Annotated in this window: 10 protein-coding genes and 5 pseudogenes; 5 read left to right on the top strand and 10 right to left on the bottom strand. The window is 67.6% G+C overall.

Features of this window, described 5'->3' with window-relative positions; translation table 11 throughout:
• Positions 1–72: 72 nt before the first annotated feature.
• Together Sdia_RS16965 and Sdia_RS16970 are read left to right on the top strand one after the other, a co-directional pair.
• A pseudogene (locus Sdia_RS16965) lies at positions 73–234 on the top strand (IS5/IS1182 family transposase); the annotation flags it as partial.
• Positions 235–274: 40 nt separating this feature from the next.
• Positions 275–1,134, top strand: a protein-coding gene (locus Sdia_RS16970; protein ID WP_229831709.1) for an IS5 family transposase whose coding sequence is annotated in 2 segments (ribosomal slippage) — positions 275–626 and positions 626–1,134 — 861 coding nt in all. Because the reading frame shifts where the segments join, the coding sequence is not laid out codon by codon here.
• A 20-nt stretch (positions 1,135–1,154) separates the two neighbouring features.
• Here Sdia_RS16970 and Sdia_RS16975 read toward each other — a convergent pair.
• On the bottom strand, positions 1,155–1,451 hold the full coding sequence (locus Sdia_RS16975) for a barstar family protein (protein ID WP_030700250.1): 297 nt from the start codon (positions 1,449–1,451) through the stop codon (positions 1,155–1,157).
• Between the two features lie 60 nt (positions 1,452–1,511).
• Between Sdia_RS16975 and Sdia_RS16980 the strand changes: the two are divergent.
• Positions 1,512–2,111: pseudogene (locus tag Sdia_RS16980) on the top strand (transposase family protein); the annotation flags it as partial.
• A 13-nt stretch (positions 2,112–2,124) separates the two neighbouring features.
• Positions 2,125–2,746: pseudogene (locus Sdia_RS16985) on the top strand (transposase family protein); the annotation flags it as partial.
• Between the two features lie 9 nt (positions 2,747–2,755).
• On the opposite strand, the pseudogene Sdia_RS30205 reads toward Sdia_RS16985, so the two are convergent.
• Both Sdia_RS30205 and Sdia_RS16990 read right to left on the bottom strand, forming a co-directional pair.
• Positions 2,756–2,973, bottom strand: a pseudogene (locus tag Sdia_RS30205) (IS5/IS1182 family transposase); the annotation flags it as partial.
• A gap of 236 nt (positions 2,974–3,209) precedes the next feature.
• Complete coding sequence (locus tag Sdia_RS16990) at positions 3,210–4,238, bottom strand: ArsR/SmtB family transcription factor (protein WP_189501289.1); 1,029 nt, start codon at positions 4,236–4,238, stop codon at positions 3,210–3,212.
• 97 nt (positions 4,239–4,335) lie between these two features.
• Between Sdia_RS16990 and Sdia_RS16995 the strand changes: the two genes are divergently transcribed.
• Positions 4,336–5,634, top strand: coding sequence for an MFS transporter (locus Sdia_RS16995; protein ID WP_124288391.1), 1,299 nt, complete (start codon positions 4,336–4,338; stop codon positions 5,632–5,634).
• Positions 5,635–5,701: 67 nt separating this feature from the next.
• On the opposite strand, the gene Sdia_RS17000 is transcribed toward Sdia_RS16995, so the two are convergent.
• The 7 genes and pseudogenes from Sdia_RS17000 to Sdia_RS17030 form a co-directional block, all read right to left on the bottom strand.
• Positions 5,702–5,917 (bottom strand): hypothetical protein, encoded by a 216-nt coding sequence (locus tag Sdia_RS17000; RefSeq protein WP_124288392.1) that lies wholly within the window; start codon positions 5,915–5,917, stop codon positions 5,702–5,704.
• A 69-nt stretch (positions 5,918–5,986) separates the two neighbouring features.
• Positions 5,987–6,676: pseudogene (locus tag Sdia_RS17005) on the bottom strand (IS481 family transposase); the annotation flags it as partial.
• 27 nt (positions 6,677–6,703) lie between these two features.
• Positions 6,704–7,956 (bottom strand): IS3 family transposase gene (locus tag Sdia_RS17010; RefSeq protein ID WP_191835351.1). Its coding sequence is split into 2 segments (ribosomal slippage): positions 6,704–7,674 and positions 7,674–7,956, totalling 1,254 coding nucleotides; the frame shifts between segments, so codons are not numbered across the junction.
• Between the two features lie 82 nt (positions 7,957–8,038).
• The gene (locus Sdia_RS17015) at positions 8,039–9,235 is read right to left on the bottom strand and encodes a hypothetical protein (RefSeq protein ID WP_229831660.1); all 1,197 of its coding nucleotides are present in this window, start codon (positions 9,233–9,235) and stop codon (positions 8,039–8,041) included.
• Between the two features lie 106 nt (positions 9,236–9,341).
• A complete protein-coding gene (locus tag Sdia_RS17020; protein WP_124288393.1) occupies positions 9,342–10,514 on the bottom strand; it encodes an MFS transporter in 1,173 nt (390 codons plus the stop codon).
• 12 nt (positions 10,515–10,526) lie between these two features.
• On the bottom strand, positions 10,527–11,789 hold the full coding sequence (locus tag Sdia_RS17025; RefSeq protein ID WP_124288394.1) for a preATP grasp domain-containing protein: 1,263 nt from the start codon (positions 11,787–11,789) through the stop codon (positions 10,527–10,529).
• A 50-nt stretch (positions 11,790–11,839) separates the two neighbouring features.
• The gene (locus Sdia_RS17030; RefSeq protein ID WP_124288395.1) at positions 11,840–12,928 is read right to left on the bottom strand and encodes a radical SAM protein; all 1,089 of its coding nucleotides are present in this window, start codon (positions 12,926–12,928) and stop codon (positions 11,840–11,842) included.
• Between the last annotated feature and the right edge of the window lie 8 nt (positions 12,929–12,936).

Consider the following 12,936-nt stretch of genomic DNA (forward strand, 5'->3'; position numbering starts at 1 on the left):
GGCTGGCAAGGTGGTGAAGCCCCTGGTAGATGGGTTTTCGACCAAGAGAACCGTCTCCACCAGAGGCTTCGCATGCTTGTTTACCCGTCGGGTGTCGACGTGTCCAGTTCCGCCCTCCGCTTCCTCACGCAGCAGCTGCGGCGCCACCGCCGCGCGATCGGCTCCCGGTGGCGGCGCCTGACCGCCGGCCGCCAGGCCCTGCTCACCCTCGCCCATCTGCGGATGGGCCACACCTAGAGCGTGTCTCTTTGGTGAGTTGATCGGTTGATCGGATATGCCTGTCCGGTTAGTGATCACCGATGCGATGTGGGACCGGATCGAGCCGCTGATGCCGGCCGATCCGGTCCGTGGACGAAGGTGGGCCGACCACCGCCGAACCCTGGAAGCCATCGCGTGGAAGTACCGAACCTGCTCACCTTGGCGTGACCTGCCGGAGGAACTCGGGTCCTTTCAGACCGCGCACAAACGCCTGATCAGGTGGGCCGTGGACGGCACGTGGGAACGAATCCTCGCGGCGATCCTCGCTGTGGCGGATGCCGGTGGCGACGTGGGCTGGACGGTCTCGGTGGACTCCACTGTCTGCCGCGCCCATCAGCATTCGGCCGGAGCCAGGAAAAAAGGGCTTCCGACCGGCCCGAGCCCGAGGACCACGCGCTTGGACGCTCTCGTGGTGGCTTGAGCACGAAGGTTCACTTGGCGAGCGACAGCCGGGCACGGCCTCTGTCCATGCACGTCACGGCAGGCCAGGCTGGCGACGCGCCGGCCTTCGAGGCGGTCATGGCCGGAATCCGAATCCCACGAAGCGGACTCGGCAGGCCAAGAACCCGCCCTGCGGTCGTCCTGGCGGATCGCGCCTACTCCTCCCGCGCGATCCGCGGGCACCTCCGTCGACGCGGCATCCGTGCGGTCATCCCGCAGCCCGCCGACCAGATCGGCCACCGCCTGCGGCGAGGCCGCGCCGGAGGCAGGCCCCCCGGCTTCAACGTCGAGGCATACAAGGAGCGCAATACCGTCGAGCGATGCATCGCCCGACTCAAGCAGTGGCGCGGCCTCGCAATGCGGACGGACAAGCTCGCCATCGCCTACCAGGCCGCACTCCACCTTGCTGCCATCCTCATCTGGACCCGGTGCTGAGCAAGGCGCCGAAGGACTCTTCAGGCCAACCCGTGCTTGATCAGTCGGTTCTGCTCTCCGTCAAAGATGCTGGCCAGGGCTTCGGCCTCCCGCAGGTTCCCGCCGAAGAGACCCCGCCGGTCGACGTGAACGATCAAAATGTCGTGGCTGTCGATCACCTCAGAGATGCCCCGGGTCTCGATCGTGTCCGACCACGCATCCAGATTCCGGCCGAACCACTTCGGCAGCCCGCATGGCTCACTCACCGCGTCCCAGAAGTCGTTGAGGGTCTCGATCAGTCGACCACGCAGGTCAACGACCAGCTCGCTATCCGTCATCGCAGCAGACTAACCAGCCCACCCCATGAGGCACTCACCAGCCAAAGAGACAGGCCCTAGGCCCAGCTTGCGGCCGGGTTCGGCATCGGCACCACGACGGCCTACCGCTACGTCACCGAGGCGGTCGAGCTCCTGGCCGCTCTCGCCCCCGGCCTGACCGACGCGGTGCGGACCGCATCGGCGAAGGCGTACCTGATCCTGGACGGCACCCTCCTGCCCATCGACCGCATCGCCGCGGACCGGCCGTTCTACTCCGGCAAGCACAAGAAGCACGGGATGAACGTGCAGATCCTCGCCGACCCCTTCGGCCGGCTGCTGTGGGCCTCACCCGCCCTGCCCGGCGCCGTCCACGACATCCGCGCAGCCCGCGAACACGGGATCATCGACGCCCTCGCCGAGGCAGACGTCCCATGCTGGGCCGACAAGGCATACCGAGGCACCGGCGGCACGGTCCGCATCCCATGCTGGGGACGGTGGGAAACCCTCTCCACAGGCCAGCAGGCGGTCAACCGGTCCCACGCAAAGATCCGGGCCCTCGTCGAACAGGCCGTCGCCACCCTCAAGTCCTGGCGACTCCTCCGCAGGCTACGGTGCTCGACCACCCGGATCACCAGCCTCGTCCAAGCCATCCTCACCCTGCATCTGACCAGCTCGGAGTGAGGATGGAAAAGGCTCACTGCTCACGCTGGTGCCCCTCCGTGAACGAGACGTTCGCCCAGCTCGGCGCCGGGTTCGCGATATCACAGGTCACCGCCTGGCGCTACGTTGGCGAGGCCCTGGACGTGCTGGCCTCCTGGGCCTCAGGCCTCCATGAAGCCCTCACCGGCCCTCGGTGAGGGCGGCCACGTCATCGTTGACGGCACGCTGATCCCCACCGACCGCGTCCGCGCCGATCAGCCGTACTGCTCGCAGAAACACAAGAAGCACGGCATGAACGTACAGGTCATAGCCCGCCCTGACGGCACACCACGCGACAGTCGGCCGCGCACATGGCCTGACCGCGGCCCGCGCCCACGGCATCGTCCAGGCCGCCTGTCTGACCCGGCGGATCCTCGTGCCGGCGGACTGCGCCTACCAGGGTGCCGGAACTACCTTCCACACCCCGTACTACCACCACGGCGAACAGCCCGAGCAATACCAGCAGTTCAACCGCGACCACGCCTGCCTCCGAGTCCCCGGCGAACGCGCCTTCGCCCGACTCGTGCGTCATGCACAGAGCATGCTCCTCCACCCGCCGTATCAGCCGCACCGTCCAAGTCATCCACATGCTACTGACCTGCGACTATTCAGGATGAAGGAGGCCCACTGATGCAGCGGTACACCGTGCTCGTCCGCACCTGAAACCAGCTGCGAGCTGAGGGTGTGGTTCCGTCCGTAGATGCGCCAGCACCAACAGGGCTTGAAGGCCGGCCGGGAGCCGGCGCCAGCGGCTTTTGATCCGACGACGGTGTTCTCCCAGGCGAGCGGCGAGGAAGGGCAGGGACCGACTCGACACGTCCAGCACGCACGGGTGGACAAGTATGTGAAGCCTCTGGTGGGTACCGGGTGATCGTGGTCGTGAACCCGTCTACTGGGGGCTTCACTTATCTGTCGAACCAACCGGCCAGCACACACAGCAAGTTGGCAAAGGCGCACTGTCCGCGGTCTTGGCCACTCGTCGGACAATGCCGAACGGCTGATGGCCTTTCACCGCAGGTGCTGCCAGATGTTCACGCCGCTTCCCCGGCGAGATCGGCGAGTGCCAACACGGTGGGTGCGTCAGATGCCGTCCTCCGGCGGTATCGGTTGTTCCGTGGGCGGGGGGCTGGTCAGTGCCGTGCCCAGGGCGGTGGGTGCGTAGTAGACCGTGCGGCCCACGCGGTAGCGAGTGACCAGATCTGCGTCACGGAGCGCGGTGAGGTGCCCGGAGACGGTGGCGGGGCTCAGGCTGAGGTTTCGGGCCAAGGTGCTGGTCGAGACGGGCTTGTGCAGACTGGTCAGCACCCTGGCGCGGGTACGTCCGATAAGGCGCTGGAGGCTCTGTGAGGCTGAGGGGTGGGGTGAGGACTGCCAGAGGTCGCCGACTCCGCGCGCAGGGTAGATCAGGGTGGGCTGCCAGGGTGCTTCGACCACCACGGTGAGCGTCGGCCATACGAAGGCGCTCGGTAGGAGTAGGAGCCCTTGCCCGCCCAGGGGGTGCCGGGTCCGGTGAGGAGCCGCGATATGGAGTGCGCCGAGTTCGTGCCAGGTGATGGTGGGGTGCAACTCGGTGAGCATGCGATGGAGTCCGCCCTCGGCCAATTGACGGGACCTGACGGCGATGTCGGCATCGAGCAAGTCCCGGAGCTGGGGCCATTGCGGGGCGATGAGCCAGTTCCAGCAGGTACGGATCAGGGTGACGAGCTGAGCGAGGGTGCGGGCGGGGTCGGCGAGGAGACGGTCGGCGACTTCGGGGCGCGGAGGCGTCTTCCGTTCGGGCCCGTGGAGACAGCGGCGGAGTTCCTCCCTCACATGGGCGAGGGGGGTGTCCGCGACCCGGGCCAGTTCGTCCTCGATCTCTGAGAGCGGGCCGGTCGGGGGCGGGGTCAGGAAGTCCGGTGTGTACCCGGTACGCGGGAGGAGGGTCAGGAGCGGGGAGAGTTGTTTCTCGTCGAGCTCGGGGCGGAGTTTCCTCAGCCAGGGCAGGTGGTAGGCCTGGCGACGGGGATCAGCGAGGGTCCGTACGGCGGCGACGGTCTCCCACAGGGGGGAGAGCGCGAAGCGGCATTTCAGCAGGTCCGCTGTCTCCACGAGCAACTGCACCGCCATGACCGCACCTTGTCTCTCATGGCCGCAACAGGCCTGTGGATTCGGCTATTTCCGAATCCATTGAACCGCGGTCGGGGTGGTCTGGATGCTGCGTTCCATGTCTCAGCACAGCTCCCGCGTCCCTTTGCAGAGCGACTCCGCCGCCCCTTCCACTTCCACCGCGCCCGCGACGTACCGTACGGTCCTGGCGGTACGCGAGTTCCGCATGATCTTCCTCGCGCAGGTCATCGCGACTCTGGGCAATGTCGTCGCACAGATCACGCTCTCGATCATGGTGTACCAGCGGACGCAGTCACCGCTGTTGTCCTCGCTGACGTTCGCGCTGGGCTTTGTCCCCTATGTCTTCGGGGCGACGTTGCTGTCGGCCGTGGCTGACCGGCATCCCGCCCGGGACGTCATGGTGGCCTGCCAGGCGCTCAGTTGCGTGGTGGTCGGCGCCATGGCCATTCCCGGGATGCCCATTCCCGTCCTGCTCGTCCTGCTGCTGGTGCTCGGCACCGTCGCCCCGGTGTTCCAGGGGGCTCGTGCGGCGAGCCTGCCGGACCTGCTGTCCGGCTCGGGGTACGTGCTTGGCCGGTCCCTGCTGCGGCTCGTCTCGCAGAGCACCCAAATCATCGGTTTCGCGGTCGGCGGGCTGCTGCTCCTCGTGATGACCTCCTCGCAGGCCCTGCTCGCGGCGGCGGCGGGATTCGGTCTGGCGGTCTTGCTCCTCCGGTTCGGGACCCGCCGTCGGGCGGCCCGCGAGCCGGAAGGCGGTACTCAGGGTTCGGTGGCCCGTGCGTCCCTGTCGGGCGTACGGCAGGTGCTGGCCGTCCCCGGGCTCCGTCCGCTGCTGTTGCTGACCTGGCTGCCGCCGGCCTTCGCCGTCGCCCCTGAGGCTCTGGCCTCTCCGTACGCGGACGAGCTTGGTGGCGGCCCGGCTGCCGTGGGGCTGCTGTTGTGCGCCGCGCCGGCGGGCTCGGTGGTCGGCGAGTTGCTGGCCGGCACCCTGCTCACCGCACGAACCCGGGTCCGGATGGTGCTGCCGACTGCCGTGCTGATGTTCCTCCCGCTGCTCGGGTTCGCGTTCCGCCCCGGCCTGTGGACATCGGTGGCCCTGCTGACGGTGTGCGGTCTCGGCTTCACCTACGCCATGGGGCTGGACCAGCGGGTCCTCGACGCGACCCCCGAGGAACTGCGCGGACGGGCGCTGACCATTACGCTGGCGGGTCTGATGATCACCCAGGGGCTGGGGTTCGCCGCTGCCGGCGCGGTCGCGGAGTTCCTGCCGCCCCACATCGTGATCGTGATCGTGGGCTCCCTCGGCCTGCTGACCCTGGCGTGGTGCGGGGCGTCGATGCGCCCTCGCAAGGACAGGCAGGCAACCCGGCTGCCTGTGGCGGATCAGGCAGCGTAGGCAGAACTGGGGCTCGGCGGGAGGGCGTGTCCGGCCGAGCCCCAGCGCTGTACCGGCGTCGGAGTAGTCAGCGGGGCAGCGGCTGGAGCGCAGCCCATTCCTGGTTTTGGTCAAGCCATCGCATGAGGGCGAAACCGGCTGCCTCGACCACTTCCTCGAACTCCCGATCGGAGTAGACGACGTCGGTCCACGCATGGGTCCACGTGGTGTCGCCGTGGCGGCATTCCTGCGCCGCGTACAGCACCCCGGATTCGAGGCGGGCCTCGGTTATGGTCAGAACCATCCGGCCGGACCGCACGGTGTGCCCCGCCTTCAGGCCAGTGAGCCTCTTCCAACCTGTCACTGAAGTCCGCTAGTTGTATTGACCCGCTGCGTTGTTGACACGGCTGATCGGTGGTTGGCCGCCGAGTGCGGTGTGGCGGCGGTGGTGGTTGTAGGCGTGGAGGAACGGTTCGAGGACTTCGGCGCGGTCGGTGTTGTTGGCGTAGGGCCGCAGGTAGGCCCACTCGTCCAGCAGGGTGCGGTTGAAGCGCCCGGCCTTTCCGTTCGTCTGTGGCCGGTAGGGGCGGGTGCGTTTGTGAGTGATGCCTGCGGCCTTGAGCGTCTCGTGCCAGATGCGGGAGCGGTAACAGGAGCCGTTGTCGGTCAGTACGCGCTCGACGGTGATGCCGAGGTCGGTGAAGAACGCCTGTGCCCGGCGCCAGAAAGCGGTGGCGGTCTCCTTGCGTTCGTCGGTGAGGATCTCGCTGTAGGTCAGGCGGGTGTGGTCGTCGACGGCGGTGTGGATGAAGCTGTAGCCGATCTTCGGGGTACCGCTGGAGGTTCGTTCGGTGGTGGTGGCGTTCCGGTTGGACTCGCCGGCCTGACGGCTGTGGACCTTGTGGCCGCCGCCGTCGGGAATGTTGCCGAACTTCTTGATGTCCACGTGGACCAGTTCGCCGGGGCGGGAGCGCTCGTAGCGGCGGATGACCTTGCCGGTGGGCCTGTCCAGGAAGGCCAGGCGGTGGAGTCCATGGCGGGTCAGGACGCGGTACACGGTGGATGAACCGCCCCGGGTTCGGTAGAGACCTCAGATTGTGGTGGTGACCTGGGGTTTCGTGAGTTCCGTGTAGTAGTTGGTCTCGTACTCGACGGGTGGGACGTGGCCTATCTCACCGTGCAGTCGGCGGTGGCAGTACCGGTCGACCCACTCGGCGGTGGCCAGCTCGACCTGGGAGAGGGTCTTCCAGGGCCGCTGCGGCTTGATCAATTCGGTTTTGAACAGGCCGATCGTGCTCTCCATCAGGGCGTTGTCGTACGCATCGCCGACAGATCCGATCGAGGCCGCGATGCCGGCCGCGTCCAGGTGTTCGGCCAGCCGGAAACTGGTGTACTGGCTCCCCGCGTCGCTGTGATGTATCAACTCGCCGCGAACATGGGGGTGTTCATCGCGGTCGCGCTGCCACAGTGCCATCTCCAGAGCGTCCAGGACGAGCTGGGTCTCCTTCGACGTCGCGGCGGACCAGCCGACGATCCGGCGGGAGAAGGTGTCCACGACGAAGGCCACGTAGACCACCCCGGCCCAGGTCGCCACGTGCGTGAAATCCGCGACCCAGCAGCGATTCGGCGCGCCGGCGACGAAGTCGCGGTCCACCCGGTCCGGGGCCCGCTCGGCCTGGTGGTCCGGAATCGTGGTGAGGACCCTCTTGCCGCGGACCGCGCCGGCGATGCCCAGCTCGCGCATCAGCCGTTCGACGGTGCAGCGGGCCACCGCGTGACCCTGCCGGTTCAGCTCCCGCCAGATCTTCCGGGCCCCGTAGACACGGTAGTTGTCGGTGTGGACCTGGCGGATCCGCTCCTTGAGTTCCGCGTCCCGCACGGAACGGGCAGACGGGACGGCCAGGCGTTTCTTGTGCGCGTAATAGGTGGAAGGGGCGATCTTGCAGTCGTGCTCGGTGAGCATCCTGCAGATCGGCTCGACGCCGCCGAAGCGGTCCCGGTGCTCGTCGATGAACGCTACGAGCGTGTGTGTGGCCGGTCGAGCTCGGCCGCGAAGAAACTCGCTGCCGCCTTCAGGATCTCGTTCGCCCTCTTCAGCTCGGCGTTCTCCTTCTTCAATGCCTTGAGCTGGGCGGACTCCTCCGTCGTCGTTCCCGGCCGCGTCCCCGCGTCGATCTCGTGCTGCTTCACCCAGTTCCGCAGCGTCTCGCGGGACCCGATGCCGAGCTTGTCGGTGACCGCCTGCAGAGCGGCCGTCTCGTTCGGGTGGTCGTCGCGCACCTCGGCGACCATGCGCACCGCGCGACGGCGCAGCTCAAGCGGGTAACGGGAAGGTCGTGCCATGACTCGATCCTTTCATGAAATCGAGTCTCCATTCGAACCGGGGCGGTTCACCAGATGGCCTCTCGTCGCCCCAGCAGCCGGACTACGGCCCGGCGTGAGCGGAGACAGCCGAGCTTCGCGCTTTGGGCAGGACGATGCCCTCGGCCTGCGCAGCCTTCCCAGGGCGGAGCGTCCACGGCACCGAGGAGGTGTCCGTCAGCCACTCATTCGCCAGCAGACGCCCCACGATGAAGCCGCGCAGCGAGTGCTTCACGTCCCACCCCAGACCCGAGCACAGCTGGCGGTACGAGGGACCGTGTCCGTGTTCGGCCCGGAAGGCCACGGTGAACTCAGCTGCCAGAAGACCGCGGTCAGGGTGTGCGTTCTTCCACTCGCCGTAGGCGGCTTTGACGTTTTTGGAGAAGAACTGGGGCCGGCCGGGGGCCATGAACGCCTCGGCGACCTGCTCTGGAGGGAGAGCGCACACGGCGCAGTACTCGACGGACTCGACATGCCGTCGCAGCGCAGGGGTGGCGGTGCGTTTCCACTGCGCCCACGCATCGACATTGAACTGGAATCCCGGAGTTGAAGGGCGTACGGCCTCGGTGTCTCCCTCCGGCAGCTTGGCTGCTTGTTCCTCCGGGGTGGGAGGGCGCATGCCCGACAGATGGCGGACGGCGGGGTCGAGGCGGCAACGTTCCTCGGACAGCTCGGCGAGGAAGCCCTTCCGCAGGAGGTCGGGCAAGGTGGCCCGACAGATTTCGGGAAGGTCGGGCGGGATCTGGCCGATGAGCTTGGACGTGCTGTAGGCGGCGACGAACAAGCCGGCCAGCCGTGCGGCGGGAGGGAGCTTCTTGACCGGCTTGGCGGACACGGTCTTCGTGGTCCATCCGGACACCCGCGAGCGGACGTTCTTCCCGAACGGCAGGGGATGGCCGGTTTCCCGGGCCAGGTCGGGGACGGTGATGGGGACCGGCGTGGCGGGATCGCCGTCGAAGAGCGCATCGTCCATCTGCCAGCCCAGGCCGCGAAGAGCATCAACGGCGCCACGCGCATCGCCCAGCCGCAAAGCAGACAGGTCCGTCCCGGTGAGGTTGCCGACACCGCCGCGTGCAGCCCGGATGGCCACGACCGCAGCAACGAGCTGAGCGTCGGGCCCGGGCAGTTTTAGTGAGGCCACGTAGCGCAGCAGCGTGCGCGCCGCCTCGCCTTGTTGACTCGTCAGGAGGAAGGGCAGCGTCTGCGGGCTGCCGGCCGGGACAGTGCTGACGCTGCTGGGACTGGATGCGATCTTCGGCACAACCTGTCCAACGCGCGCCGAAGAGCGCTGGTCACTGCGCGTACGCCGTCTGGAGCGACGGCGCGCCACCCCTTTCACTCGAGCAGCCCAGGATCAAGGGCCTCTGTCATCCGGCAACGGGCTTCTTGACCTCGGATGTCTTGCGCCTGAGCCAGGTTGCCGCAGTCAGCACGAGCGTAGTGCCGGTGGCGATGAGGACGACGGTGTCGGGGGTCGTGGCGGTGAGGAGGAGGCCGGTGGCGGCGGCGCTGAGGCCGTAACCGATGCCGCTGCCCGCGTAGAGGGCGGAGTAGCCGACGGGGTGGAGGTCGCTGGGGAGTTCTTCACGAAGGGTGAGGTTGCGGGTGATCAGTACGACGGCCTGCAGGAGGCCGGTGAGGGCGAGGAGACCGGCGATAGCCGGCCAGGTGGAAGCAAGAGCCGTGGCGGCGACGCCCGCGATCATTACGAGAAGCAGGACCGTACTTTGGCGTTCAACGCGGCCGGGCCAGGTGCGGGCACCGTAGACCAGACCGCCGACGATGCTCGCAAGGGCGAAGCCGGTCAAGATCGGGCCACTGTAGGTGACGGGCAGATCCCGGTGCTCGAGGAGGGCGGGCAGCGTGAGCTCGATGCTCGCCAGCAGGTACATGGCAGCGATGCTGGTCACGTAGACGGGCCAGGCTGTCAGGGCCTGCTTGAGCGGGGCTCGCTGCCCCTCGCCTGTTGTGCCGGCCTTGTCGGGCAGCAGCCACAGCGAGGCGGTGGCGGCGAGCGTGGCCAGCGTGGCGAGGAGGAACGGGGTCTGCGGGCCGACTCCGAGCGCGAGCACAGACACCAGGGCTGGTGAGGCAGCCCAGGCAGCCATGTTGAGCGTGGATTCGAGGCTGAGGGCGGTGTGGATGTGCTTCCTGGGAGCGAGATCCTCGGCCATGGTGCGCAGTGCACCGGGTGCGGCGGCCGCGGCGGCGCCGGCGACCGCAGCCAGGGCCACGGCGAGCACGGTGCCGGGGGCCGAAAGGAACGTGAGCAGGGCGAAGGCGACGGCGGACAGGCCGAGCCCGCTGGCGATCTCTCGACGGTACGGGCGCGTGCGCAGGCGCGTACTGAGAAGCGGGGCACCTATAGCTTCCGCGATGGCGTACGCGGCGGCCATAGCGGCGCCGCCGCTGTATCCGGCGTCCGTACCGCGCCCGTAGAACAGGAACGCGAGCGGCGCCATTGCCACCGGGAGGCGGCTGGCCATGACGACCGCGGCCCAGATCGAGACGTGTTTGGTGAACAGGCCGCGGTACGCCACGGATGGTGATCCTTACTTGTCATGCCGGGTCAGGAGGGCGGCCAAATGGTCTTCAAGGGCATCGGCTTCCTCGTAGGTGTGCGCGAGGACCACGTATTCGAGGTTGCCAGTGGCGGCAGTGTCATCGGAGGCGATGACGATGCCGCACTGCTGCCGGGAATCCCAGGCGATCCCGTGTTCCTGCATGGCGTGCAAGAGCCGGTCAAGCGCGGGTGCCCGGACGTTGAACCTGCTGATCAGGACGTGGCTGTCCGTCCAGTCCGGCCCGACGAGCGTCTGGGCGATGTGGTGTAGGTGCGTGCTGCCGCCTAGACGCGCGTTGACCTCGTTGAACCATACGTTGCTGGCCTGGTCGATCACCGCGTCGATGCTAGCCAGGCCGCGATAGCCGAGGCTCTGCATGAAGCGGGCCATCCGCAGTGCCTCACCGGTGAAGGCTTCCCAGGCCCGGCCGGGCACGCTCCGGGGCGGCAGCGCGAGCCCGGCGAGTACCGGCGGGTCCTGGTCGGTACGCAGCTGGCCGCCGTTCAGGAGGGCCGGCTCGCCGTGCAGCGGGCAGTCCACCTCGACGTACACGGACGTGCAACCAGGGTGGAAGACCTCGAGGACGATCTCTCCCTGCGGGGCATGGGTGGCGGTCAGCCCGGCTTCCTTGAGGACCTGCTCGTGATCGGCCGGATCACCCAGGACAATCGTGCGCAGGGCTCCTGTGCCTTCCAGACCCGGGTCCGTGGTGACCACGATGTTGCCGTGGCCGCCGACCGCGCGGTCCCGCTTGAGGATGACTGCCTGGTGCGCGGCCAGGAGCCGCTGCAGCGTGCGGGAGAGGTCCTCGCTGGTGCGGCACGGAATGCCGTCCGGAACGGCGAATCCGGCCCCCGCCGCCAGGGCACGGAAGACGACCTTGCTGTTGAGTAGTTCCGCGCCGCCTTCCGCTACGAACGGCGATTCGGTGACAAGGCCGAGCTCACGTGCGAGCAGCTCGGCGCCGCGGTCGTGGATGTAGGGGCGGAACTCCCAGCCGGGAGTCACCAGCTTCTTCAGCCTGCCCAGGACCTCCTGCGAGTGCAGCAGGCTCTGGGTCAGGAGGTCGGCATCCGGTGCGATCACATGAACGCGGTCCGGTGAGATACCGGTGTGCTGCGTGACGTGATCAAGGAAGGCGTCAGGCACGGGCCGCGGCAGGACGAGGGCATCGCCGTCGCGCATCAGCCACACCAGGCGCTTCATCGCGAAGAGGATGCCGTCGAAGTCGTCCTGCGTGAGCAGGTCCATGCGGTCGACCATGTGCTCGGTGCAGGCGTTCCCGAGCCAGAGGCGGGGCATCAGAGCTCGGCCTTCCCACCGATGGCGTCCAGGTACCAGACTTGCAGGAACCCGTCGTCGTCGATTCGGGCGTTCCCGGGCAGCTGCCAGCCGGGCACCCAGGACATCCTCTCCTCGTACCGGTAGCCGGTCTGGATCAGGATCCGGTTGTGCTCGTCCCGGTCGATGATCGAGCCCTCGTACAGCGGCACCTTGCCGATGTCCGTCATCAGCGTGAAGTGCGGGCGCGTGCGGCCCGATGTCAGTCCCGAGGCTCCCAGCCTGCGGTGCAGCTCAAGGCCCTCCGCGACAGATGTGCGGTGGTGGTCCATGCCGCGGATAGGGACGCAGTGGAACAGATAGTGCGCCTCGATGTCCATGTACCGCAGCTCGTCGAAGAGCTCAACAAGGGTGTCGAGGTTGTCGTTGAGCCCGCGTAACAGCACCGTCTGGTCGTATATCCGTGCCCCGGCTTCCTGAAGCGCCGCGTACGCCTCCCTGACCTCGGGAAACAGCTCGCCCTTATGGTTGATGTGCGTGGCGACCTCGACCCGGAACGTCGAGCGGCGCCGCAGCGCACGCTGCATGCGGGCATCGACCCGCCGTGGGTCCTGGAGCGGCACTCGGGTAGCAATCCGCACGATCTCGACCTGGGGCGCCTGCTCTTCCAGCGCATCCAGCAGCCATTCGATCCTGTCGACCAGGATCAGCGGGTCACCGCCGGTGACCAGCACCTCGCGGACATCTTGGTTTTCCGGAGCCGTGCCGCAGTAGCGGGCGATCAGTTCCAGATCTTCACGGGAGAGCGTCGCGGTGTCGTACTGCCCGCGGATGCACCACCGGCAATGCGCGGCACAGATGGTGGTGGGCTCGACCAGCAGAGTCCGCCGGTACAGTTTTTCGACGCCGCGCAGTTCACGGCCCTCGAAGACGGGACGTAACTCCGATTGGTAGTGACGTGCGACCTCGAAGGTCTGCTCGACAGCCTCCGACGGATCGACAACGTACTGGAGGTCGAGGAACGGAAGCGGCTCACCAGCTTCCTCGATTTTCTTGCGCAGGTACGGGGAAATCTTCTCGGCGAAGACGCCGTTCTTGGCTCCAGCCATGACGGTAA

Origin of the sequence: Streptomyces diastaticus subsp. diastaticus (assembly GCF_011170125.1) — a bacterium.
In the GTDB taxonomy this organism is placed as follows: Bacteria; Actinomycetota; Actinomycetes; order Streptomycetales; family Streptomycetaceae; genus Streptomyces; species Streptomyces diastaticus.